Annotated in this window: 21 protein-coding genes; 5 read left to right on the top strand and 16 right to left on the bottom strand. The window is 43.4% G+C overall.

Annotation, left to right across the window (positions count from 1 at the left end):
- From PPIS_RS02385 to PPIS_RS02345, 9 genes are all read right to left on the bottom strand, one after another.
- On the bottom strand, window positions 1-2,088 hold the full coding sequence (locus PPIS_RS02385; protein WP_010369139.1) for a flagellar hook-length control protein FliK: 2,088 nt from the start codon (window positions 2,086-2,088) through the stop codon (window positions 1-3).
- Window positions 2,089-2,230: 142 nt separating this feature from the next.
- On the bottom strand, window positions 2,231-2,677 hold the full coding sequence (gene fliJ, locus PPIS_RS02380; protein WP_010369144.1) for a flagellar export protein FliJ: 447 nt from the start codon (window positions 2,675-2,677) through the stop codon (window positions 2,231-2,233).
- The gene (gene fliI / locus PPIS_RS02375) at window positions 2,677-4,008 is read right to left on the bottom strand and encodes a flagellar protein export ATPase FliI (RefSeq protein WP_010369147.1); all 1,332 of its coding nucleotides are present in this window, start codon (window positions 4,006-4,008) and stop codon (window positions 2,677-2,679) included. The genes fliJ and fliI overlap by 1 nt, the downstream gene beginning before the upstream one ends.
- Window positions 4,009-4,080: 72 nt before the next feature.
- Window positions 4,081-4,896: a flagellar assembly protein FliH gene (fliH, locus tag PPIS_RS02370; protein WP_010369149.1), complete on the bottom strand. Its 816-nt coding sequence runs from the start codon at window positions 4,894-4,896 to the stop codon at window positions 4,081-4,083.
- 3 nt (window positions 4,897-4,899) lie between these two features.
- A complete protein-coding gene (fliG, locus tag PPIS_RS02365) occupies window positions 4,900-5,940 on the bottom strand; it encodes a flagellar motor switch protein FliG (protein WP_010369151.1) in 1,041 nt (346 codons plus the stop codon).
- Window positions 5,933-7,651 (bottom strand): flagellar basal-body MS-ring/collar protein FliF, encoded by a 1,719-nt coding sequence (gene fliF / locus PPIS_RS02360; RefSeq protein ID WP_096040862.1) that lies wholly within the window; start codon window positions 7,649-7,651, stop codon window positions 5,933-5,935. Before fliF ends, fliG begins: the two co-directional genes overlap by 8 nt.
- Window positions 7,652-7,671: 20 nt before the next feature.
- Window positions 7,672-8,004 carry a flagellar hook-basal body complex protein FliE gene (fliE, locus tag PPIS_RS02355; RefSeq protein WP_010369155.1) on the bottom strand — a complete coding sequence of 111 codons (333 nt, stop codon included), beginning with the start codon at window positions 8,002-8,004 and terminating at the stop codon, window positions 7,672-7,674.
- Between the two features lie 257 nt (window positions 8,005-8,261).
- Window positions 8,262-9,641 (bottom strand): sigma-54-dependent transcriptional regulator, encoded by a 1,380-nt coding sequence (locus PPIS_RS02350; protein ID WP_010369157.1) that lies wholly within the window; start codon window positions 9,639-9,641, stop codon window positions 8,262-8,264.
- Window positions 9,638-10,738 (bottom strand): sensor histidine kinase, encoded by a 1,101-nt coding sequence (locus PPIS_RS02345; RefSeq protein ID WP_010369163.1) that lies wholly within the window; start codon window positions 10,736-10,738, stop codon window positions 9,638-9,640. The genes PPIS_RS02350 and PPIS_RS02345 overlap by 4 nt, the downstream gene beginning before the upstream one ends.
- A 236-nt stretch (window positions 10,739-10,974) precedes the next feature.
- Here PPIS_RS02345 and PPIS_RS02340 point away from each other — a divergent pair, with 236 nt between their 5' ends.
- The gene (locus PPIS_RS02340; RefSeq protein ID WP_010369164.1) at window positions 10,975-11,574 is read left to right on the top strand and encodes a DNA-3-methyladenine glycosylase I; all 600 of its coding nucleotides are present in this window, start codon (window positions 10,975-10,977) and stop codon (window positions 11,572-11,574) included.
- A 67-nt stretch (window positions 11,575-11,641) separates the two neighbouring features.
- Here the strand turns inward: PPIS_RS02340 and PPIS_RS02335 are convergent, their stop codons facing one another.
- Window positions 11,642-13,081 (bottom strand): sigma-54 dependent transcriptional regulator, encoded by a 1,440-nt coding sequence (locus PPIS_RS02335; RefSeq protein WP_010369165.1) that lies wholly within the window; start codon window positions 13,079-13,081, stop codon window positions 11,642-11,644.
- Window positions 13,082-13,228: 147 nt separating this feature from the next.
- Window positions 13,229-14,014 carry a flagellin N-terminal helical domain-containing protein gene (locus tag PPIS_RS02330; RefSeq protein WP_010369166.1) on the bottom strand — a complete coding sequence of 262 codons (786 nt, stop codon included), beginning with the start codon at window positions 14,012-14,014 and terminating at the stop codon, window positions 13,229-13,231.
- A 223-nt stretch (window positions 14,015-14,237) separates the two neighbouring features.
- Between PPIS_RS02330 and pseB the strand changes: the two genes are divergently transcribed.
- Genes pseB through PPIS_RS02315 form a run of 3 tightly spaced genes read left to right on the top strand, consistent with a single transcriptional unit; the run spans window position 14,238 to window position 17,561 of the window.
- Window positions 14,238-15,239: a UDP-N-acetylglucosamine 4,6-dehydratase (inverting) gene (gene pseB, locus PPIS_RS02325; RefSeq protein ID WP_010369168.1), complete on the top strand. Its 1,002-nt coding sequence runs from the start codon at window positions 14,238-14,240 to the stop codon at window positions 15,237-15,239.
- Entirely contained in the window at window positions 15,236-16,417 is a 1,182-nt protein-coding gene (gene pseC, locus PPIS_RS02320; protein WP_010369174.1) for a UDP-4-amino-4,6-dideoxy-N-acetyl-beta-L-altrosamine transaminase, read from the top strand. Before pseB ends, pseC begins: the two co-directional genes overlap by 4 nt.
- A gap of 10 nt (window positions 16,418-16,427) precedes the next feature.
- Window positions 16,428-17,561: a Gfo/Idh/MocA family protein gene (locus PPIS_RS02315; protein WP_010369176.1), complete on the top strand. Its 1,134-nt coding sequence runs from the start codon at window positions 16,428-16,430 to the stop codon at window positions 17,559-17,561.
- A 28-nt stretch (window positions 17,562-17,589) separates the two neighbouring features.
- Here the strand turns inward: PPIS_RS02315 and PPIS_RS02310 are convergent, their stop codons facing one another.
- The 5 genes from PPIS_RS02310 to PPIS_RS02290 all read right to left on the bottom strand — a co-directional run bounded on the left by PPIS_RS02310 (window position 17,590) and on the right by PPIS_RS02290 (window position 23,123).
- Window positions 17,590-19,098, bottom strand: coding sequence for a class I adenylate-forming enzyme family protein (locus PPIS_RS02310; RefSeq protein ID WP_010369178.1), 1,509 nt, complete (start codon window positions 19,096-19,098; stop codon window positions 17,590-17,592).
- The gene (locus PPIS_RS02305; RefSeq protein WP_010369179.1) at window positions 19,095-20,657 is read right to left on the bottom strand and encodes a pseudaminic acid biosynthesis protein PseG; all 1,563 of its coding nucleotides are present in this window, start codon (window positions 20,655-20,657) and stop codon (window positions 19,095-19,097) included. The genes PPIS_RS02310 and PPIS_RS02305 overlap by 4 nt, the downstream gene beginning before the upstream one ends.
- Window positions 20,638-20,907, bottom strand: a complete 270-nt coding sequence (locus PPIS_RS02300; RefSeq protein WP_010369181.1) for a hypothetical protein — start codon at window positions 20,905-20,907, stop codon at window positions 20,638-20,640. The genes PPIS_RS02305 and PPIS_RS02300 overlap by 20 nt, the downstream gene beginning before the upstream one ends.
- Window positions 20,904-21,944 carry a pseudaminic acid synthase gene (gene pseI, locus PPIS_RS02295; RefSeq protein WP_010369183.1) on the bottom strand — a complete coding sequence of 347 codons (1,041 nt, stop codon included), beginning with the start codon at window positions 21,942-21,944 and terminating at the stop codon, window positions 20,904-20,906. The genes PPIS_RS02300 and pseI overlap by 4 nt, the downstream gene beginning before the upstream one ends.
- Before the next feature lie 81 nt (window positions 21,945-22,025).
- Window positions 22,026-23,123 carry an FkbM family methyltransferase gene (locus PPIS_RS02290; RefSeq protein ID WP_010369185.1) on the bottom strand — a complete coding sequence of 366 codons (1,098 nt, stop codon included), beginning with the start codon at window positions 23,121-23,123 and terminating at the stop codon, window positions 22,026-22,028.
- Window positions 23,124-23,405: 282 nt separating this feature from the next.
- Here PPIS_RS02290 and PPIS_RS02285 point away from each other — a divergent pair, with 282 nt between their 5' ends.
- Window positions 23,406-24,110, top strand: a complete 705-nt coding sequence (locus PPIS_RS02285) for a cytidylyltransferase domain-containing protein (protein WP_371374091.1) — start codon at window positions 23,406-23,408, stop codon at window positions 24,108-24,110.
- Window positions 24,111-24,151 lie beyond the last annotated feature (41 nt).

Here is a 24,151-nt window from a genome sequence, read left to right as displayed (position 1 = left end):
TTAGGCATAGTAATCTATTGCAGAATCAGTATTTCTCTTTTGCGGCGATTGCGAATTATCAGAAATCCCCGATTCATCACCTAGAGTTTGCTGTCCACTCGTATTGCCACCAGCAGTTTGCGACTCTGATTCAGTATTTCCACCTTGCTGATGTGATATTTGGCTGTCACCCAGCTCAATACCCTGCTCAGCTAACATTTCTCTTAGTCTTGGAAGTGATTGCTCTAACAATTCTTTAGCTTGCTGATTTTGCACCACAATATTCACTTGGGCCTGCTCTGCATCGCTTTTTATCCGAATTTGCATCGCCCCAAGCTCTGGCGGGTCTAAGCGAATCTCAGCTTCCTTATTGTTAATGTTTAGCATCAGTCCTACCCGTTGATGCAGCTCTTTAGCTGCATCCTGACGAGCTATGTTAATCGCCTGTTGAAGATTAGCATCTGTTGCTTGCTTTGTCTGTGTTGTGCTTTGGTTTGTTGGCTGAGACTGTTGAATTTGCTGAACTTCTTTCAATGTTTGGTTTAGTGAGCTAGTGTCTTGCGATGCGCTTAAAGGACTTGCTTCAGGCTTGACTGGAGTTGGTATCGCTGTTGCAGCATTAGCCGATTGACGCTCATTTTTAACCGTCTCTTTCGCGATGCTTGCTTCCGCTTGCATCAGCTTACTATTTTCTTTATCAACTATCTTTTCACTTATTTGTTTTTCTAAGTTCTGTTTTTCTGAACTTTGCTTCTCTGCTGCCAACTTTTCATCGCTAGTCAATTTATTTACAGCTATATTTTTTTCAGCACGTTCATCCTCTTTAACTGCCACAGCCTGCTGCTCACTATTGTTAGACTTTTCTTGCGCGCTATTTACATTAAAAGACGCTTGGGTAGTGTTTTTAACATCCGTAGCAGCTTCTTGCGGCGTGTTTGTTGTAGTTTGTGTTACGACAGAGGATGGCACAAATGCTTTAAATTGCTGTGCATCTGCGATATCAACACCTTTACCAATTAATTGAGCTACGGCTTTTTGTACACTTGGTGATGCATCATAAATATCCAGCTTACCAGCTATCACGGCTTTTAATTCTTGTTGTTGCTGTACGGTCAACTTTTCTACCATAGTTTGCACATCTGTAGTGCTTTTAGTACTTACTGCGTTTTTGTCTTTTGCAGTTTGTGCACTAGCCTCAGAGACGGTTTGCTTTGCCTCTGATTGCTTAGCTTCAGATGAGGAAACCGATTGAGCAAGTTCTGATTTCTTAGCAGCTAAGAGTTCTTCCAGTTGCGCGGTTTCAGACTCACTTTCAACTTGAGACCCGATTGACTTATTAGCGCTTGTCTCCCGTTTTTCTATGTTTGTATTGGTAACCAAGGCTTGAGTGCTAGTATCCTTTTGTAACTTAGGCTGTAATATTTGCTCTTCAGTTTCTGAACTGTCATTCAATAACGAAGGTTTAGCAACCTCACCTTCTGAGTCTTGGCTGTCCAAAAAAGCTGCCTGCTGTAATAACGAGGTTGGCTTAGTACCGGCGTTTTCAGTTTGGCCTTTCCCCCCTCGACTGAGTTGACTTGCTTCGTCTTGTAGTTGCTCCTGAGACAGTGCACTATCGCTAGCTACAACCTCTTCATCAGCCGAAGAAGCATTGCCCAATGCTTCTTTGACTGATTGCGCAATTGCTGTTGGGATTTGACTTAATGAAGTGCTCTGCTGTTTTGCAGCGTTGATCTGAGCATACAAGTCATTATCAGGGGAATCTGGGAGTGGTTTGTCCACAACTACCTGACCTTTGTCAGTGTAGCTAACAGTAGAAGTTGGTGCTTCCCCTTGCTGCTTAGAAGAAGAGGCTTGTGCTTTACTATCAGACTGCGGAGCATCATCTAATGCTACTTCGCTATCTATTGGCACATCCAGATCTGAGGTTACAGGATCTGCAGACTCTTTTACCTGCTTGTTTGCACTCTCTTGTTCAGCTAACTCTGCCATTAAAGCACTAAACCCAGAGCCGCCCTCAGAACCCTCAGCATCCATATCTTGGGATTTTTCTTTAATATCAACCTCGTTACTGCCTCGTTGCAGCATGGATGCAAGCATTAGATTCATCTTAAAGCTACCTCATAAAGTGGCAATGTCCTGCCGTTGTAATACACCGTTAAAAACCAACACTATGAATATTAGTGACTTTTACGAGTGAACTACCTAAATAATAAAACGCTGATTATTACGAAGCATATTTCGAGCCAACTTACCAAGCACGCTCTCTTCGTACAAACTGATTCGTTGCAAACTCATCAAGCATCTTTTGCTCTGCTTTGGCAAGACGAGTTTGCTTCGCAAGGGCTTGCTTCTCGATAAGCTTTTCAATTGCCTTCGTTTTAGCCTGCTGTGCTAGCCATAGCTTGCGGCGTTGTTCAACCACCTGCTTCGCGGTGTTGACCGTTTTTGCTTGCTGATCAATAGCCTGCTCAATCTTATTAATAAAGTTATGGTATTGATTGAAACCGCCACTAGACAGACCAACTTGTGCTTTACTATGAAGCTGCATGCTGTATTCCAGACGGAAATCGTTTAGTCCCGATAACCGTTGTTGGTTTGTTGCTAAGTGCTGCTGCGCTTGAACAAAATTCGCTCGAAGGTTATCTTCTTTGTCTTTTTCTAGCTTAAGCAATAAAGTCAGTTTGTTATTTGCCATTATGCTTGTCCTAGTAGCTTAGCGAGGCCTTGTAAACACTCGTCGTAATTGATCACGTCTTTCATGCCTTGCTGAAGGAAGTTATTCACCGCAGGCATCATATTTATCGCCTGATCTAGCATCTGATCACTGCCACGTTGATAAGCACCTAAGGTGATCATGTCTTTATTTTGCTGGTACATTGAATAGACTTGTTTGAGCACTCTGGCTTGTTGCATGTGTGCCTCTGATACCACTTGAGGCATCACTCGACTAATGGACTTTTCAATATCTATCGCTGGATAATGACCACTATCGGCAAGCTCTCGTGATAATACAATATGACCATCCAAAATAGCTCGGGCAGCATCGGCAATGGGGTCTTGCATATCATCACCTTCACTCAATACCGTAAAAAATGCGGTAATTGAGCCTTGTCCTTCACCACCATTACCTGCGCGCTCAACCAATGCTGGGAGCTTTGCAAACACGGAAGGCGGATACCCTTTTGTGGCTGGCGGCTCGCCTACCGCAAGCGCTATCTCACGCTGTGCCATGGCATAGCGCGTCACTGAATCCAATAACAACAGTACATTTAACCCTTGATCGCGAAAATACTCCGCAATAGTCACAGCACTTTCACAGCCTTTTAAACGCATCAGCGGTGAGGCATCGGCGGGAGCGGCAACCACTACGGAGCGGCTTCTACCCTCGGCGCCCAAAATCTCATCAATAAATTCTTTCACCTCACGACCACGTTCACCGACCAAGCCTACGACAATAACATCCGCTTCACTGCCTCGTGTCATCATGCCAAGCAGTACCGATTTACCCACACCACTCCCTGCAAACAGACCCATACGTTGACCTTGACCCACTGTCACGATCGAATTTATCGCGCGTACACCTACATCCATTGGTGAGTCGATTGGACGCCTTGCAAGCGGGTTAATAGGCGCTGCGGCAAATTTAAGATGTTTCTCAGCGTCAATGGCACCAAGGCCATCTAGTGGCCTACCAAGTCCGTCAACTACGCGGCCAAGTAGACCCATTCCGACAGGCAATCCAGCATCCTTAACTTTTGGGATCACTCGTGCTCCAGGAAGGACGCCTGTAATATGATCGTTTGGCATAAGGTAAAGCGTTTCTTGATTGAAACCGATGACTTCTGCATCAATAAAACCGCCCAGCGTCTCGATTTTACATTGACTGCCGACGGGAGCACTTAGCCCCCTAGCTTCAAGGGTGAGGCCAACCACACGGGTGAGGCTGCCTGCAACCGCAACCCCGTATGGTTTGATAAATTTCTGATACTTACTGATGCGCTCGCTCATAGCAGCAGATGTCGACATGTTCGCAATTACCTTAGGAAGGCATCGTTATCCTGTTTTGATTGCTTCGCTTATCTAGATAACAGTGCAGTATTATTGGTTTATACCGCTATCCTGCAAAAATGATTCCAACACTTCGCTAATACGGTTCTTAAGCGTCATATCAATGGATGACTGTGGCGTCTTCACCTCGCAGCCACCTCTGTCCAACGTCGGCTCTGGAAGTAACTGCCAATGCTGTGATTGTATATGTTCTTCGCCGTACATGGCTTGCACTAAGGCTAAATCTTCTGGATGCAGATGGATGCGTACTGTTTGATCTTTGACAGGCAGCGCGTCCATTGCTTTTTTCAACGCGTTTAAAATGAGTTCAGGCGAGGTTTTGAGTTCTTTAAAAATAACCTGCTCTGCCAATAAATTGACGAGTACTACCAGCTGCTTTTCACACTCATCATCAACCTTATTCAGTGGCGTTTGCATGCTATCTAGAATAGCGGATAGCGCTTTCATCCTTTCTTCAATGAGAGGTTGTGCTTCCTCAAGTCCCTTTTCTTTACCTATTTCTACGCCTTCTTTATAACCGGCTTCTTTACCTTCAGAAACCCCTTTGTCAAAGCCTTCAATATAGCCCTGTTCATGGCCTTGCTTTATTCCTTCGTCGTAGGCGTCCTGACGGATCTGCTCTAATTCTTCAATGGTCAAAGTAGGAAATTCAGGCTCTTGTGGCTCAGGTTCGGAGTGTGCCTGCTTTTTCGTATACAGCTCTTCAAGCGGTGTACCGAATGCGGTCGAACGACCGCGGAATTTTTCGGGCTTATCCGTAACATCTGGAATGGGCCAGTTTTCTAATAACTCATCCAGCGCTTCGGTGCTGACTGGGCGGCCTTTATACAACTTTTTATCGACCATGGTTTATAGGAACTCCTCACCACCACCGCCACCAAGCATAATTTCGCCTGAGTCAGCCAAACGTCTAGCCGTTGCCAAAATTTCTTTTTGTGCTGCTTCCACTTCACTGATCCGTACTGGAGGCATAGCCTCAAGGTCATCTTGCATCATCTCAGCAGCACGCTTGGACATATTCTTCATAATCTTTTCTTTCAAAGATTCGTCTGCACCTTTTATTGCTTTCATCAGTACGTCTTGCTGTACTTCACGCAGAATAGCCTGAATACCTCTGTCTTCTACATCCATCAAGTTTTCAAACACGAACATGAGGTCTTGAATTTGTTGCGACATTTCTTCGTCATGTTCTCGGATTGAATCCATCAACTGACCTTCAATATTGGTATCCAAGTAATTCATGATATCTGCAGCGGCTTTTAAGCCACCCATTTTCGCTGCTTGTGCACCAGCTTGACCAGCGAACTGCTTCTCCATGATCTCGTTTAGTTCTTGTAGTGCCGCAGGTTGCACTTCTTCTAAGTTTGCAATACGCATTGTTAAATCTAAGCGTACTTTCTCAGGAAACTGAGACAAAATCTCGGCGGATTGCTCAGGCTCTAAATAAGACAATACAATCGTTTGGATCTGCGGGTGCTCGTTGCGGATAATATTGGCAACCTGCTTCGAGTCCATCCACTTCAACGAATCCAACCCTTTTGCACCAGAGCCCATAACTATTTGGTCAATAAGACTTGCCGCTTTGTCTTCACCAAGTGCTGCGGTTAGCGCCTTCTTAATGAAATCTTCCGATTGGAAACCTATCGTACTAAAACTTTGAATTTGTTCGATAAACAAATTGTGCACAGCTGCTATTTTAGCCTGAGATAGGTCATCCATGGAGGCCATTGCCATACCGACCTTTTGCACTTGCTTCGGCTCTAAGTGTTTCAAAATCTGAGCCGCATCTTCTTCAGTCAAACTAAGCAGTAAGATGGCAGCCTTGTCGACGCCATCTAGCTTGTCAACGTCAAAGGCTGCGGGCAATTGTTTTTGTTCTTGATCAGTCATCTTCTGTCAACCACGCTTTCACAACTTGTGATGAGAGTTCTGGTTCGTTAGCAACTAGGGCACGTACTGCTTTGAGTAAGTCCTCGTCGCCATGTAAGTCTGGCAATTGTAATCTACCGTCAGAAGAGAAGCCAACCGCAGACTCATCGAATTCGTTATTTAGCATATCGAGTGTACTGTCACCTAAATCTACACCACTGGTCAACGCATCTTCATCAAAATCTTCAAGCGTATCATCTGGGTAAATTAGACGCTTAAGCATAGGTCTTACTACCGCTAAGATTAGCACAATGATCACTAAGGTACCTGCTGCAAGACGGATTGTCTTTTGAAACCAGTCTTGCTCCCAAAGCGGTATCTCTTGCATTTCAGTGAGGTCTTCACGAACGAATGGTACCGTCACTACCTCTAGTGCATCACCTCGCTGCATATCAAAGCCCACACCACCTTGTAGCAAACGACGGATGTTATTTAACTCTTCTTGCGTACGCGGCGCCATTGCCATGTTACCTTCAGCATCAGGTTTTGCGAGGTAGTCAACGGCCACACTCACACTGATCCGGCGAATAACCCCAGTTTGCTGACGTTTATGGCTAATAGTAGTATCTAATTCATAGTTACGGGTTGCTTCTTTTTGATTACTGCTTGGTGTCGCACTTTGACCATTACCGCCTTGCCCTGCAACCTCTGGGATATTTGAGTTTATAGGAGGTTGATTAGTCAGCGCACCCGGAATACCTACTGCTAAACCACCAATATTATTTTCTTCATACGTCGTTTCGCTACGAACCGCAGGTAAATCTGGGTTATAACGTTTTTGCGTTTCTTCAACTGCGCTGAAGTCCATCGTTAAGTCAACCTGCGCGGTAAAGTTACCAAGACCTACAGTTGGGATCAGGATGCTATCAATTTTTTCTAGATATTCTTGTTCACGCTTACGTTCGATTTCATACTCTTTTCTCGAGCGCGCAGCTAAAGAGTCTTGAGAACCAGAGTTGAGTAGACGACCGTTTTGATCGGTGACAGTCACGCGTGAAGGCTCTAGGCCTTGTACTGCTGATGCCACAATGTCTACGATTGAATCAACTTCTTCGCCGCCAAGCGTTTTGCCACGTTTAAGGGTAATAACTACGGTTGCAGAGGGCTTTTTCTCGCGACGTGCAAAGACGTTTTCTTTTGGAATTGCAAGTAACACTTTTGCACGGTTTACGTCTTGTAACTCTTCAATTGTTCTCGCAAGTTGTTGCTCACGACTATGTTTTAAGCGCTCTCTTTCAAGACGTTGGCTAACACCAAAACCCATATCCTGCATCAGAATATCAGTGCCAGAACTCGGAGACTGGGTAAAGCCGTCACGCGCCATGCGTAGTTTTATGTCTTGATAGTCCGACTCAGCAACTAAAATGGTATTACCATCTAATTGGTATTCAATTTTCTGTTGGTCTAAAAAGTCTAACGTTTCGACGAGTTCTTCTGTTGGGTATTTACCAAGCGGACGCATATCTGGCTGGCGCGCCCAAATGATAATAAAGATTGCGATTGCTAAACAAATAGCAAGGGCAATAACCAGAGTAACCTGGCGCAACATATCAACACCGCTTAGCGCACTGAAGTAGCCTGATTTTTGCTCTTGTTGCTCATCCGATCCGCTGTCATTATTCAGCGCTGCATCGGAAAGCGTAAGATCTGTTGATTGATTAGTAGCCACGATTACTCTCCACAGTCACTCAATTAAACTGGCATGCTCATGATTTCTTTATAGGCCTCAACAAGTTTATTACGAACTTGCACTGTTGCCTCAAAAGCGACCGACGATTTTTGTTTCGCTATCATGGCTTCTGCAAGAGAAACGCTTCTGTCACCCATTTCAACAGCGGTGACTTTTTGTTTCGCTTCTTGTTGTAAGCCATGAACCGTATTAAGTGCGTCTGAGAGTAAATCGCCAAACTGAGCCGATGAAGATGCCGCCGTCTTAACCGGCTGCACTGATGGCTGTGTGTTTCTCGTCGCTTCTGCAGCCATTGCCTGCATTTCTTGAAATAGCGCTGATGATTGTACTTTCATGATGCTTTACTCAAAATAACTCTTAGTTACCTGTAATAAAGCAGAAAACGTGCCAACTTAAAATCGTTAATTTTCAGTATCTTGAAAAATTTTTAGTATGTCGAAAAATTGGCAGTGCATAGAAGTAAAAACTAGGCGCCTAAGATCTGCTGATCTTTATAGACACCTAATTAAATTTTAATTGACATATAAAGCTTAACCTGAGGTTTGGAAAAGCAATGAGCTAACTCACTCCTTTTAAGCTTAGGTATCTTAGGTTAAGCGGGTAACGCAATCCCTAAATCTCGCATTTTTGCCAGCTTATAGCGAAGTGTGCGAGGACTCATACCCAATACCTCCGCCACCTCTTTACGTTTACCATTAAACTTTGCCAGCGTATCTAAAATAATTTGGTGCTCTTTATCCTGTAACTCATCTTTATAGCTAATGATCTCATCCTCACCTTGAGATCGCTCCATTAATGTTGATGCTTCATGATTTACAAGTGGTGTAGACTCAATCAAAGCCATCGGTGAGAAATTTTCGATAAAAATATCATCTTCTTGAATTTCATTACCTTGGAACAAAATTAGGGCACGTTGAATAACGTTATCTAATTCCCTTACGTTTCCAGGCCAACTGTGCGAACTGAGCTTGCGCTTTGCACCGCTGCTTAATATAGGTGTTGGCTTGCCTGCTTTTTGCGTATGTCTTACCAACAAATGCTCGGCTAACACAGCGATATCACCTGCTCTGTCCTTCAATGGCAACCACTCTAGCGGGAAAACATTGAGGCGATAATATAAATCTTCTCTAAATACCCCGTCATCCACCGCTTCTTTTAAATCGCGGTTACTGGTTGCCAACACTCTGACATCCAGTGAAATGGTTTTTCTGCTGCCTAGACGCTCAACCTCGCGCTCTTGTAACACGCGAAGTAATTTTGCTTGTAATCCCAAATCCATCTCTGTGATCTCATCAAGCAAAATCGTTCCCTTTTGTGCTTGCTCAAATTTTCCAGGGCACGCTTGAATGGCACCTGTAAACGCCCCCTTTTCGTAACCAAATAGGGTCGCTTCGAGCATATTTTCCGGGATTGCAGCGCAGTTAATTGCGATAAAAGGCTCGTCTGCTCTGTCAGATTTATCGTGAATATAACGAGCCAACACTTCTTTACCTGAACCGCTTGGCCCAAGTACCATAACGCTGGCATCCGACTTAGCTACTTTTGCGGCCAGTTCAAGTAGTTTAATACTCTTTGGATCGGCAACAATGGGGCCGTCTGTCTCTTTTTCCTTCTCAGGTAAATAACGTCCAACCATATTAAGCAATACTTCTGGCGCAAATGGCTTCGCCATATAGTCGATAGCACCCAATCTCATCGCCTCAACCGCATCATCAATGGTCGCGTATGCTGTCATCATCAATACCGGTAATTCGGGATAGTTGAGTTTAATGGTCTTTAACAAGTCAAGCCCACTCATGGCACCCATTTGCACATCACTCACCACCAAAGAAAAGGTTTCCTGCTTTAGCAATAAAACGGCTTGTTCCGCACAACTTGCTTCTACGCACTCGATATTTGAAAGCTGCAATGTATCTATGAGTGCTTCTCTTAAACCAGCATCATCTTCAACAACTAAAACTCTGTTACTCATAGCTCCTCCGCCTCAATTAGTGGTAGTACCAAGCTAAAACGCGCGCCCTTACCTTCAACGTTGTCTGCCTGCGCAAACCCTTTATGCGCGTTAGCGACCGAATTAACCACCGCAAGTCCTAACCCAGTCCCCTGCGACTTAGTTGTGAAAAATGGCTCAAACAACTTGTCTACTAAGGTTTCATCAATACCTGGTCCATTATCAATAACTGAAATACGTACATACTCGCCACACGGCTCGCGCTCTGCATTAAGTTCAATGTGTGCCGCACTGCCAATTATTTGAACACTGTTGTGGATCAGATTTTGGATCGCACTTGCAAGCGCAGTGCGATTACCTAATATTTCGATATCTGGCTCAGGTAAAAATGCTTCCAACTTTGCTTGGTTAAGCTCAACCATAGCGTCAGCACCCGCTTTGACTTCACTCAATAACTGTTGCATTGACACTCGCTCAACCACTTGTTGTTCACCGCTTTTAGCGAACAACAGCATGTCATTAACTTGGCTTTCTAAGTCTTTTAACCGAGACATCAACTTATCGTGAAACTTTTCTCGAGAAGCCGGAGGAAGATTAGCTGCACCTAGATTTGCACCATATAACATCGCAGCCGATAACGGCGTACGCACTTGATGCGCCAATGAAGCAACCATTTTTCCTAACGCACTTAACCTTTGCATATGCGCAACACGGCTTTGGAGCCGGCGCGTCTCGGTGAGATCTGTCATCAAAATGAGTTGCCCAGGTTCTGGTGTTAGCGCGGTTATATCTAACTTAATTCTTCTGCCATCTTTAAGAGAGACTTCATGACCATCGTCCTGCTGTGGTCGAAATGAACGCTGAATAACGCTAAACCACTTTTCACCTTCGAGTGGTTCACCCAACATATCCATCGCAATTTGATTCGCCTTGGCAATCATACCTTGACCATCAAGTACCACGACTCCCGCAGGCATAGTATCAACAAGATGACTTAACCAACTCGCCTGCTGCCTAAGGTCGCTTAGCTCACCGACGTAGGCTTCTTGCAGCAAACAGGGATTGTAGCGATTCGTCGTTGGTACAAATTGTGGATTAATAACATGTGCTAATGCCATTTTTCCGCTCTCTTAAAAATAAACTCAATGGATAAAAGCAAAAAACGATCCAACTTTATATTTTATTTAAAACATAGAGTTACATAACACTTAACAATATCAATTTATTGACACTGTTTTTATATACAGCATTATGCTAGAGTTTTTGAAAGCCAAATGTGATGCCGCAATGAGTAGTTGGCGTAGTAAATCATTTAGCTTATTCATATTCACAATTAGATAGAAGAGAGCCAACAATGACAATACGATGCGGCTGGGTGGACGAGAGCAAACCCGATTATGTTGAATACCATGATAAGGAATGGGGAAGACCTGTACTGGATGACCAGAGCTTGTTTGAGTTTATCACATTGGAATCTGCACAAGCTGGCTTAAGCTGGTATACCATTTTGAAAAAACGTGAAGGCTATAGAAAAGCATTCCACGATTTTGATGTACACAAAGTGAGCCAGATGACAGAGCAAGATGTCGAGCGGTTATTAGCATTTGACGGAATTATCAGAAACCGCGCAAAAATCGCAGCCACGATAAACAACGCTAAGCGATTTATTGAAATTCAGCAAGAGTTTGGCAGCTTTGCAAAATACCAGTGGCAATTTGTTAATTACAAGCCTGTTATCAATCCCATGCGTGACAAACACGATGCCGTTGCCACCAGTGAACTCAGCGACAAATTTGCCAAGGACTTAAAAAAACGTGGGTTTAAGTTTTTAGGTTCAACCACCGTGTATGCGCATATGCAAGCTTGCGGCATGGTTAACGACCATGCCGATAACTGTTTTTGCAAACAAACCATTATTGCCAGTTATCAAGACTTGGATTTTACTCGACTTTAAACAATAAAACACAAGGCCGCGTATTAAGCGGCCTTGCTGAGTTGATTCGGTAGTAATTGATGAACTATCAGTCACGATTGAGATTATACTTTTTCATCTTCTCAACTAATGTTGTTCGGCGAACGCCCAAGATTTCAGCCGCGCGAGCAACCACATAGTCGTAGCGCTCTAAAGCTTGAGTGATCAAATCAATTTCAAGCTCTGCTAAATATTCTTTTAACTCTATCCCCTCGTCCGGCAGTAAGCCAACATTCGCTGCTTGCGGCGCAAAATCTTCCGCGACCATGTCCTCTTCGTCGTCACTAAAACCATCGCTAAATAGTTCATTGAACGCATCTTTTTCTAATAGTTCCTCTGGATATTCAGGCTCAAACGCTTCAACTTCTATATAGCGGTATTTTTGTGGTAAATCCGTCACATCGACAACCTTGTCTGGGAACATAATCACCATTCGTTCCACAAGGTTTGCAAGCTCTCGAATATTCCCAGGCCAAGCATGCGACTTTAAGCTGTCTACGGCTCTATCCGTAAACTTAACCGAATTACCCGTTTGTTCATTTACTCTACGTGTTAGTTCTTTTAGCAGTAGCGCAATATCTTCCGCACGCTCGTTTAAAGAGGGGTTTTCAATGGGGAATACATTGAGTCTATAAAATAAGTCTTCGCGAAACTTGCCGTCTTCAATCATGGTTTCAAGATTACGGTGCGTTGCGGCAATCACACGAACATCGGCCTGAATAGGCTTTGTGCCCCCTACTCGTTCATAGGTGCGTTCTTGCAAAACTCGTAACAACTTCACCTGCATTTGCAGTGGCATATCACCGATTTCATCGAGAAAAAGCGTACCGCCTTGCGCAAGTTCAAAGCGCCCTTTTCTGGCTGAAATCGCGCCAGTAAACGCGCCTTTTTCATGACCAAAAAGCTCGCTTTCTAACAACTCCCCAGGGATAGCACCACAGTTAACTGGCACAAATGGTCCCTGCGCACGTTTAGACAATAAGTGTACGTTACGTGCAACCACTTCCTTACCGGTTCCCGATTCCCCCAAAATAAGGACATTGGCGTCGGTTTTAGCCACTTGAGAAATCAAGAAACGAACGTTTTTAACCGCTTCGGTTTCCCCAACTAAACCATCAAAGCTCTTATTTAGTAGCTTGTTCTCTTTGTTTGGAAGCATACGTAAATATTGCTGACAGTCATGTAGCAATTGCATCGTGACTTCTTGCCCAAAGGGTTCGGTGATGAGCCCTATCACATTCGGCAACGCAAGTAGTGGTCTGAGCGTTTCACCTATTAATAAAAATGGGACGGCTGGATGAGATTTTATTAGTGCTTCGTGTGTTAAGCTTTGCAAAGCGCCTAGCACAAAAATTGGTTCTTGGTTGTTATCAAGGATCTTGGGCTCATAATGCTCTTCGGCCAGCACATCGTTTGCTTGACCGACAAAACTAAGTGCCGCACCTAATCCGATCGCTCTTTTGTTGTTGTTATCTAAGATCAAGACCATTGCTTGAGAACCAATCTACTTAAATTTTTTCAATAGTTAGATTGTAAGAGAGATTAAAGGGGATGCAATACCTAAGTGGCAACTTTTTGACATTAACGCCAAAAAATCGCCACTAGAGCTGTTCTATATCAATACTTTGGTATTAATTTATAATAAACCTAGTACCGATGATGCAGACTGATTAGCTTGGCCACGCAAAGCAATAGAAGCTTGCGACAAAATATCGTTGGCGACTTGATCGCTCACTGCTTGCGCGTAATCGGTGTCTTGAATTCGACTTTGGCTAGCCGCAATGTTCTCACGTTGGTTACTCGCAGAGCGAATCGTACTAGATACCGCATTTTCAAATGCACCAAGCTCAGCACGTTGGCTGTTTAAATCTTCAGAAACGGTATCTGCTGCATCGATGGCTGCTTGTGCGCCCGCCTGCGTCGATATGTCCACACTCAATATTGCACTGGCAAAACCACCATCAGTCTGCTGTAGCGACTGAGTCGTATTAGCGTCGGGACCTACCTGAAAACTACGAGACTCACCGTCAAAAATTTGTGCGCCGCCAAACGTGGTATTTTCAAACGTTTCGCTGATTTGCGTTTGCAGCTGCGATACTTCGTCTTGCAATGCTTGACGGTCACTATCTGTCAACGCCCCATTACCAGCTTGAATCGATAATTCTCTAATCCGAGAAACCGCATCATTCACTCCAGACAATGCCGAGTCAGCGGTTTGCGAATACGAGATACCATCATATGCGTTACGAATGGATTGACTGTAGCCGTCCTGCTGAGACGTCAAACGATTGATGATCTGCAGAGCCGCAGCGTCGTCTGCAGCAGAATTAACCTTCTTACCAGAAGCCAGCTGTTGATTGAGTTTATTAGCAGTCTGCTCCGTGCGATTAAAAAAAGCAGTACTTTGTGATTGGATTTTCATATATACCCCCATTCACTATCATTAGTTTAAATCTACGCTATCGTGAGCAAAAAGTCACCATAGCCGTTAAATTTCCTGCAATGACTGGCATAAATACTGCAAAACACATAGAAGTGATATAAAGTATTGAGTAGTAGCTAATTTATTGTATCGGTGAGATATCTAGAGCAGTTTCGATACTCGATACTGTAAAGTTTTGATTGCACCTGTAGGTGGATACCCTATGTTTGATAATAAAACCATTTTAATAACCGGCGGCACTGGCTCTTTTGGCAAAAAATATGTCAAAACATTGTTAGATCGTTATAAGCCAAAGAAGATCATCATATTTTCGCGCGACGAGCTAAAACAGTTTGAAATGCAACAAGAGTTTAATCAACGCTGCATGCGATACTTTATCGGAGATGTACGAGATAAAGATAGGTTACGAAGGGCAATGCAAGGCGTCAACTACGTCATTCATGCCGCTGCATTGAAACAAGTTCCTGCTGCCGAATACAACCCAATGGAGTGTATCAAAACCAATATAAATGGTGCCGAAAATGTGATTGAAGCCGCTTTAGATAATGACGTCGAAAAGGTAATCGCACTTTCTACCGATAAAGCAGCTAATCCAATCAACTTATACGGCGCTACAAAATTAGCGTCGGATAAGCTTTTTGTCGCCGCAAATAATATGGCTGGCGGACATAAAACTCGATTCTCTGTTGTTAGGTATGGCAATGTGGTTTGCTCAAGAGGTTCAGTGGTCCCGGTATTCCAAAAGTTTATTGATGAAGGGAACGGTCATATTCCTATTACTCATGCAGATATGACTCGCTTTTGGATTAGTCTTCAGCAAGGCGTTGACTTCGTACTTAAGAATTTTGAGCGTATGCTTGGCGGCGAAATCTTTGTGCCAAAAATTCCATCGATTCGAATCGTAGATCTTGCAACCGCAATGGCGCCCAATGTACCGCAAAAAATTATCGGGATACGCCCTGGCGAAAAGCTTCACGAAGTAATGTGTCCTCAGGATTTAAGTTTTGACACCTTTGAATTTTCTGATCATTTTGTTATTGCTCCGGGGATCAAGTTTAGTAGCAGAAGTAATTCTTTTGACCTTAATGCGCTTGGTGAGCAAGGAAAAGCGGTGCAACCTGGATTTGAATACAACTCTTTGACTAACCCAGTTTATATGAGCGTGGAAGAGATAAAAGCGTTTAACCTACAAGCACTATTATGATCCCATACGGAAAGCAATCAATAGACCAAGCGGATATTGACGCCGTTATCGAAGTACTGCAATCGGACTGGTTGACACAAGGCCCCAAAGTCCCAGAGTTTGAGCAAAAACTTTGTCAGTATACTGGCGCAGATCGTGCCGTTGCGGTAAACAGTGCAACATCTGCACTACATATTGCCTGCCTCGCCCTTGAAGTTGGTAAAGGTGATATTGTCTGGACCTCACCAAACTCATTTGTTGCTTCATCTAATTGTGCGCTTTATTGCGGTGCGAGCGTCGATTTTGTCGATATTGAAATCAGTACCGGTAATATGAGCATTCAAGCGCTCAGTAACAAGCTAGCACTAGCAAAGCAACAAAACCAACTCCCCAAAGTAGTTATACCGGTGCATTTTGCAGGGCAATCATGCGATATGAAGGCCATCCATCAATTAGCCGTGCAGTATGGTTTTAAAATAATTGAAGACGCGTCACATGCTATTGGTGGTTCCTATCATGATAAAAAGGTGGGTTGTTGTGAGTACTCTGATATCTGCGTTTTTAGCTTTCACCCAGTAAAAATAATTACCTCGGCTGAGGGTGGTGCTGCGCTGACAAACGACTCAACGCTGGCAAATACGATGGCGAGGCTTCGCAGTCATGGTATTACTGGAAATCCAGACGAGTTTAATGAACCCAGCCATGGGGTCTGGTACTACCAACAGCAAGATTTAGGCTTTAACTACCGTATGACGGATTTACACGCGAGTTTAGGGATAGCACAGCTTACTAAGGTCGATACATTTGTTAAGCAGCGAAATAATCTTGCTAACACGTATGATACGCTATTTGCAGATAGTATTGGGATCACACCTCTCGCGCGCTCTGAAAGCTCAATTTCTGCCTATCACTTATATGTTATTCGACTCGAAAGTTGTACGCCTGATCAGCATAACTTTATGGTCAGCGCGCTTCGGAATAAAGGCGTTTTTGCGCATGTTCATTATATTCCAATATACCTGCAGCCCTATTATCAGAATTTAGGCTTTAAGGCTGGCTATTGCGCTGAAGCTGAATCCTACTACTACAGTGCAATCACTTTACCTTTGTATCCAACCCTCACTTTAACCCAACAAGAGTACATCGTTAGCACGACTGAAGCGCTTTATCTTGAGTGTACCAGCAGTGATGAAAGCTAAAGGAAAGATTATGAATAATAGACCATTGCAACTGGCTTTTATTGGCGGAGGTAATAACTCTGCAGTCGGCTATGTACACTTTTCAGCAGCACATTTAGATAATAAGTTTCAGGTCGTCGCGGGTGCATTTAGTCGAGACGCTAAGGTCAATCAGCACACGGCTGAGCAATGGAATATAAGTACAGAGCGTACCTATAACTGCTGGAAGGAGTTAATTTTAGCAGAGCAAAACGCGGTAGACGCTTTTGTTATTTTAACACCAACCCCTCATCACACTGAGGTGTTAAAGGCCTTATTGGCAAGAGACTTAGCCGTGATTAGTGAAAAGTCATTGACTTGTGGATTGGCTGAGGCGAAGGAAATTGAAGCTTGTTACGATCCCAAAAAACACTTTCTTGCAGTAACTTTCAACTACAGTGGTTACGCTATGGTGAGGGAGCTCAAGCATATCATTTCTAATGGTGCGCTTGGAGAAATACAAAAAATTCATCTTGAAATGCCCCAAGAAGGCTTTAAACGCCCACCAGATATCGCAGGTAAGCCTAGCCAACCTCAATCATGGCGTTTAAAAGATTACGACGTCCCCACTATCTGTCTCGATTTAGGTGTGCACCTTCACCATTTATCTAGCTATCTATTAGAAGTCGAGCCTGAAGCCACCTGCGCGCAATTTGCTAATCACTCAGAGTTCAAAGGATTAGTTGATGACGTTAATATGCTCTTGAAATACCCAAATGGTATCGTTGGCTCAATGTGGATGTCTAAAACAGCAATTGGTCATAGAAATGGTCTGTCCGTACGCGTGTATGGCACAAAAGGAAGTGCTCGCTGGTTTCAGTTAAATCCTGATGAATTAGAACTCAACTATAATGATGGGCGTCGGGAAGTGTTAGATAGAGCAGGCCAATGCCAGTATGCGAATCAATTTCGATATAATCGGATGAAACCTGGCCACCCCACCGGTTTTGTCGAGGCCTTTGCCAATTTATATAGCGATATTGCGGGAGCACTCCAATTACACTTAAGCAACCAACCCAGTCGTTCAGAGTACGTTTTTGGATTTGAGCAAGCCAAGCAAGGTTTGGCTTTATTTGAAGCCGCAAAGCGCTCTGCTGAAAGTGGTACATGGCAGCAGGTGAAGTAGTTTACTTCGCCTGCTTAGGTTATTCACTCTATTGACTAAATTGTGTCTTAACGTCGTTGCGAAGCACTTTTCCCATCTGGTTTCTCGGTAAAGCTTCCACTCTTTCTATAAATCTAGGCTGTTGATAGTCAGTTAGCTCTTGCAAGCACGCTTTTCTAATTACAGGAATTAAGTCGGTGTCTTGGCTTTGCTCTATGACCACTTTTACAATTTCGCCCAATTGCGCGTCTTTTATCCCAAACGCAACGCAATCTTCTACGCCTTCGACTGATTTGACAACTGTCTCTATATCTTGAGGGAATACATTGATCCCGCCGCTAGAAATCACCTCTTTTTTACGGCCAACGTAGTAGAGATATCCGTGCTCATCCACATAACCTAAGTCTCCGGTTTTAAAGAAATCTCCCACATAAAAAGCCGCCCGAGTTTGATCTGGCATTTTTAGGTAGCCACCAAAAATGGTAGAAGTGTTACAACATATCTCTCCTACTTGACCAGCTGCGACTTCACACCCTTGATCATCCGTAATTTTCAATGAGACAAATGGCAGTGCTTTGCCAACACTACCACTTTGATTAGGATTTTCTGAAACCGCAAAATCAGTGACCACACCCACTTCTGAAGCGCCGTAGCACTCATGAAAGCGACAGCTTAGCATACCTAATAAACGCTTTTTGGTCGTATCCTCAAGCACAGCAGATGATGAAACGATACATTTCAAAGAACTTAAATCTGCACCAGATGTACCTTTTGCAATCAAACTTTCTAGTTGAGCAGCTACGGCAAACAAAAAACTGACCTTATACTGCTCAATCGCACTTAGCCATTGTGAAAGATTAAACTTGGGCATAACAACGGTTGTAGCGCCAAGCATTAACGGCATTAGCACCCCTCTTTGTGCTAAAGAGTGATACATTGGCGTTGCTACTAGGATCACATCTTGTTTGGTCAAACCGTAATATTGGATAGTTGCATCCATAGCGCGGTTTATTTTACATGCTTGGCTTAACACAATTGGTTTCGGCTGCCCAGTGGAGCCTGAGGTCATCGTCAAAATAAACGGCGCATCAAGATCAACACCATGTTGCAAGTCATCTAATTTTTCACAAGATTGAACTGCTTCCCAACTTAGCTCTTCACTCACAGCTTTACCAAGAGTTACCAAGTTACTAGGCTCTATCAAATTGGCATCGAGTAATATTTTACTTATCGTCGGCCATGCTACGACCATGGCAACCGGCGTTTTCTTCAGCGCTGTTATTAATGCATTACCTTTGAGGCTAATTGGTAATGGCACAGCTGCGATTCCCAGCTTAGCAATAGCGAGTAGTGTTACGACAAATTCGATGCCATTAGGCGCAAATACACCCACTCGTTGACCGGGGGTAAGGCCCGACCGTACAAAGTGTGCACTTAACTTTAATACCTGTCGATTCAGCTCCTCATAGCTCACTTGCTGATCTAAATAGACAACCGCCGCTTTCTTGGGAGTCTGTTTAACATTTTCTCCGAATAACTCGTAAATACTCTTTGTCATGTATTTACCTCTTTACCAACATAATTAAACTCGCAGAGCGATGCATTTGGAAACAACTGTTGCGTTGCGCGCATTTTCTTTTCATCATGTTCGATAGACACGAAGCCCGCACGCTGGTTGAGCAGATTCACAAACTTATTTTCTTTGTTTATTACCGCAAGCCAAATGGCTTTAGGATATTTAGCTGCGGTTTCACGGAGTTGCCACTCCAAAACCATTTGTGCGTGGGCAAAGTTCACCTCATCAGAGGCTGCAAACCACCCACCAACCAGATATTCTTGCGCTTCAATACTATGCATTTGATGCCAAACGTATAGTAACGGTTTGCTGTTAGACTCCATCACAAATGACTCTCTATTGTTAGCAAACCACCACTGATAATGCCCCAGCACGTCAATACCAGAAGTAATCGTCATACGCCAAGTGTTATCTGGTAAATTCCTCGCTGCAAGGTATCTATTTACGTCTGAGTCGTTGACTTGACGGATCTTCACCTGTGCGGTTAGCTGGCATACATTTTCCTCTTGGCTATTTAGAGTTCTTTGTGTCACAGAAGATCTGATGTCATTCGCTAAAACCAACTCTGCAACTCGAATTGCCCCTTGGCCATCTACCTTAATCCTCGCAGTTTCTCGCGCTTTTATTATTCGCGTAGACTGCTTCACTAACGTCAAAATTAACGCGACAACCTCACTAGCCTCTCGCGTTAATAGCTCTGGTACATGAAAATAATGACCTAAATCATCAAGCGCGCTTTGTTGATTGTCTTGATTTGGTGCAATCGAAAACGTCAATGCTGGCGTGTTGGTTGCGGCCAGCTCATAAAGCGAAGTACCAAGTGCCCCCACAAATAGGCTACAACTTTGATAATAAGGCACAAGGGAAGTCGGTTGCCGAATTAGCTGCAATCTAGAAGTTGTATTCGCAAGCAGAGTTAACGCCTCTACTCTCTCAGCCATTGGCCCTAAGATAACGTCAATTTCAATTTCTGGTGCCATATTTAGCAACAAGGCTATCCAGTCAGAAACACTATGCCAATCCCCTCCACCGCCAAGAGAAAACATCACACGATTTAGCTTACGCTCTTGATGTGTGCAGTGTTGATATGCCGGTGACAGCATAGCAAAATCAGGGCCTAGTAGCTTATACTGCGAGCTTGCGTAGCGCTCACCAGTCTTATCACCACACCACTTGCTATCAATAAGTAGCTTAGCACTATGCGCTCTTTCTAAATCGTCCACTGCGACAATTGAGGGAATCTGTTTCGCAACTTCAAGTTCCCACTCTGAGTCAAAACGGTAGCTGTCCACGATAATGCTTTCAACCGGCTCTTGTATCTCAGAAAGTACCTTCAAAGTATTGTGAGCATCTTCTTTTTGCGTTTGTGCAAAAGGTAAAGTTTTTATGTTGCTCTTCAGCTCAAGTGATAATTGCTCGAGAACGGGTTTATCGACAAAAACTATCACCTCTTTGCCACAAGCTTGAAGCGCTAACGCTAACCACTTACAACGCATAAAGTGGCCAAGGCCACATAAGGTATCAACTCTTATCGCGATCATTGACAAGCTTAACCAGTGAATTTACCAAAGTGCCTACATTTGCATTTTCCGTGTCCATTAATAATTCGGGCGGCACCGCAATACGGTAGTCACTTTCTAACTGCATGATTAGCGTTAATATTTCAAACGAATCCAGTGTCCCTTCTGCTACAAAGTTATAACAGTCTATGTCATTGTCGGCGACCATTACACCTCTTTCTAGCAAAAACTGTTGAATAGTTTGGGTCAGCATTTCTTTGTTCAAATTCACGATAAATCACTCCATGCTAGTTGCTCACCACAGCGCAGATCTCTATTCACTGACCGGCCTATTAAGCTCGGCAGCTCTTTTGGCATAATTTCACCGCCGCCGGGTCGCATCTGCCTTAGATGTTCAGTAGTCAGACGTTCACCTGATTTAATATCTTTTATAATGTAGACACAGCGACGAGCTTTTGACGCTTCAGTAGGATAATTAACCTCACCCATCGCTTTTTCAATCTGTCTAACGCCATGGACTAGCGCCTTTAATTCATCTGGTGTCATTGAAAAAAAGCTATCCGCGGTGTTGTCACTTTTATCGAGCACAAAGTGCTTTTCTATCATGCATGCCCCTACCGCAACTGATGCCAGAGGTACATCATTGCCAAGCGTATGATCGGATAACCCCACAGGACATTTAAACGCTTCTCTCATATGTGGAATTGTGCGTAAATTGATCGTCTCAGCAGGGGCTGGATAGGTACTCGTACATTTCATTAGCCCAAGCTCAGTTACACCCGCCTCTTCAGCTACTTTTACTGCTTCAGCTATTTCTGGTAGCGTCGCGCCCCCGGTAGACATTATTACAGGCTTGCCTGTTGCGGCGACATCTCGGATCAGCTGATGATCGATCAATTCTGGTGAAGCAATTTTATATGCTGGTGCATCCAGCTGGCTCAATAAATCTACTGCGGTTTTATCGAATGGCGATGAGAAACATGTCAAGCCAAGTTTAGCGGCTAGTTCGAAAAGCTCAGCATGAAAATCCCATGGCATGTAAGCTGTTTTGTATAAATCGTGAAGATACTGACCTTTCCAAGGTCCCGTGGCTTCAAAATGCGGCAGTTTGCAGTCCATTGTTAAGGTGTCTGCTGTATAGGTTTGCAATTTAATTGCATCAGCGCCGGATTCATATGCCGCATGCACTAATTCTTTCGCTTTGATTAAGCACTGCCCATGGTTTGCCGACATTTCAGCAATAACATAACAAGGGCGATCGTGTCCTATCACCCTACCATCGATTTTAAAACTGGATTGAAATGTCATTGTGTTCCTAAATTCAATTTTTATCTATGTTCTTCAATACTGTTAAAGATTTAATCTTTCGCCAAGAGCAAAATAGGGGTATCATTTATCTTTTGGCACGGCATAAAACTGAGTTTCTAGTAACCAATGCCCTTCTTGGCGAACGTAATAATGATACCTATTGGCTGCAAAAGATTCGATTAATAACGGAATTTCCCATAAGTCCTCTGACCTGTGGTAGAGAGATAAAGCAAGTGTCGGTGTACACTCCGCTATATAATCTCTGCATTGAACAAGAGCATCATAATCGGCTCCCTCAATATCCATTTTTATCACATTACATTGAGTCATTGCCGTTAATTCACTTAAGTTGATACTCTCAACCAAACAGTCTTCTGACACGTTTGCAACTTCACCTTCTTCAATAACACTCACATAAGTTGCTGATAAGTTCTCTTTCACTAAGAGTTTTTTATTTTCTGGAAGCCCTACAGCTTTGCGATAAATACTAACATATTCAGTAGCATCTCCCATGGCTTTCAAACGCGATTCTAGCAACTTGATGTTCTTAGTACTTACCTCGACAGCAGCATAATGATTGATAGTTTGGGCGTAACGCTGAAAAAAACCAGCCAAAGTATCCCCATCATATGCACCGATATCTAAAACTCGCATCTTCTCGTATTTATACAATTTAGGAATGTCATCTGGGAAGTACATTTCGTATTGCTCGGGTAATGGGTAGTTATCGCGGCACGGACTAACACGGTAGTTAACAAGTAAGTTATAAGTATCTCGAGATTGTTGATCGGATAGCAAAGACAGCACTTTTGCACATTTACTTTCATCAACCAAATCGCTAGAAGGCTGCATCCAGAGTACACCACACTTGTTCAGGCGCTTTAGTGCTGCCGGAAACAAGTCGAACGAATCTAGAGTCGAAACAATTTGATCAAACCCAGATTCAAGTAAACTTTTTTCTACACCAGCGTAACCAAGTATAGAAATAATAACGGGAAAACATTTATCAAGCTTATCGTTGGGAAAAGCGTGACAAGGAATTCCCATGTAATCATTAAATTTTGGCGACTTATCTAAAATTGCGCGAGGCTTGAGACCTTTCTCCAACAAGTACGCAGCTAATACTTGGCCATAATGGCTTGCACCATAAATATAGAATTGACTATCTTGTATGTTCACTGCTGCTCCCTATTGTCTGCTAGAGGATTCTTTTGGGGGAATAATTCAATACTTACTTTTAATCGGCCACTCTAAGCAAAACATTAACTTACTACAAGCTTCTCCAAAAAAACTATAAATAAACAGTAGAAAATCGTTTATTTTCAGAACATTCTCGCTCAAAGAAGGTACCACTATCCCCTTTAAACCATTTCAACTTTACTTGCATGAAACCTCTGTATATCATCTAATTGACAACTATCTCCAATAAATAGGTTTGCCTTGAAGGACTTACAAATAATAATTCAGGCCCGAATGACATCGAGCCGATTACCGGGCAAAGTTATGTTGCCGTTATGCAATAGCTCTGTACTACAAGTGATGTTAGATAGACTCGGGGATTTGGTTAATAATGTAGTTATTGCAACCACCGATGATGGTACTGAACAACCCATAGTAGACCTTTGTAGACGCTTAAATATAAAGTATTTTCGCGGAAGCACAGAAAACGTATTAAGCCGCTATTACCTAGCCGCTCGTCATTATGGTGCTCAAGACAATACAGCAATTGTTCGCCTGACCAGTGACTGCCCCCTTATAGACTCTACGTTGGTACGCTTAGCTATTGATTATTATCAAAACCATAACGTGGATATGGTCAGCTTAGGACCACATAGTGGCTTTCCCCGAGGTTTAGATACCTGTGTATTTGCCTTTCGTCTACTGGCTCGCACGCATGAACTTGCACATAGTGCACCAGACAAAGAACACGTCACCTTAGGTATGCCTAAATTCAACACCATCAATAGCCACACTATCAGCGCTGGAGAAGATAATAGCCACTATCGCCTGACACTGGATGAACCAGATGACTACACCGCTATTCAAGCAATTTACCTGCAATTTAACAACAACCTTAACTTTAGTTACAGCGAATTATTGGAAACATTAAAGAATCACCCCCACCTAGCCGATATAAACAAGCATGTTGAACAGAAAACTGTCTAGCACAGAATAAGTCAATTGTGCATGAATATTTAGGCGCAATT

This window comes from Pseudoalteromonas piscicida (assembly GCF_000238315.3).
GTDB lineage: Bacteria > Pseudomonadota > Gammaproteobacteria > Enterobacterales > Alteromonadaceae > Pseudoalteromonas > Pseudoalteromonas piscicida.
Note: the sequence above shows the minus strand (reverse complement) of the source record. Positions and strands in the feature narration are given on the sequence as shown.

Coding starts and splice junctions, on each gene's coding strand:
- PPIS_RS02345 (WP_010369163.1), bottom strand. CDS start 10,738: ATGGCATTAGCACATGTTATTAATCCACAATTTGTACCAACGACGAAT.
- fliH (WP_010369149.1), bottom strand. CDS start 4,896: ATGGTCGATAAAAAGTTGTATAAAGGCCGCCCAGTCAGCACCGAAGCG.
- fliJ (WP_010369144.1), bottom strand. CDS start 2,677: ATGGCAAATAACAAACTGACTTTATTGCTTAAGCTAGAAAAAGACAAA.
- PPIS_RS02340 (WP_010369164.1), top strand. CDS start 10,975: ATGACAATACGATGCGGCTGGGTGGACGAGAGCAAACCCGATTATGTT.
- PPIS_RS02315 (WP_010369176.1), top strand. CDS start 16,428: ATGAATAATAGACCATTGCAACTGGCTTTTATTGGCGGAGGTAATAAC.
- fliG (WP_010369151.1), bottom strand. CDS start 5,940: ATGACTGATCAAGAACAAAAACAATTGCCCGCAGCCTTTGACGTTGAC.
- pseC (WP_010369174.1), top strand. CDS start 15,236: ATGATCCCATACGGAAAGCAATCAATAGACCAAGCGGATATTGACGCC.
- PPIS_RS02310 (WP_010369178.1), bottom strand. CDS start 19,098: ATGACAAAGAGTATTTACGAGTTATTCGGAGAAAATGTTAAACAGACT.
- PPIS_RS02350 (WP_010369157.1), bottom strand. CDS start 9,641: ATGAGTAACAGAGTTTTAGTTGTTGAAGATGATGCTGGTTTAAGAGAA.
- PPIS_RS02330 (WP_010369166.1), bottom strand. CDS start 14,014: ATGAAAATCCAATCACAAAGTACTGCTTTTTTTAATCGCACGGAGCAG.
- pseI (WP_010369183.1), bottom strand. CDS start 21,944: ATGACATTTCAATCCAGTTTTAAAATCGATGGTAGGGTGATAGGACAC.
- PPIS_RS02385 (WP_010369139.1), bottom strand. CDS start 2,088: ATGAATCTAATGCTTGCATCCATGCTGCAACGAGGCAGTAACGAGGTT.
- PPIS_RS02335 (WP_010369165.1), bottom strand. CDS start 13,081: ATGGTCTTGATCTTAGATAACAACAACAAAAGAGCGATCGGATTAGGT.
- fliI (WP_010369147.1), bottom strand. CDS start 4,008: ATGTCGACATCTGCTGCTATGAGCGAGCGCATCAGTAAGTATCAGAAA.
- pseB (WP_010369168.1), top strand. CDS start 14,238: ATGTTTGATAATAAAACCATTTTAATAACCGGCGGCACTGGCTCTTTT.
- fliE (WP_010369155.1), bottom strand. CDS start 8,004: ATGAAAGTACAATCATCAGCGCTATTTCAAGAAATGCAGGCAATGGCT.
- PPIS_RS02305 (WP_010369179.1), bottom strand. CDS start 20,657: ATGATCGCGATAAGAGTTGATACCTTATGTGGCCTTGGCCACTTTATG.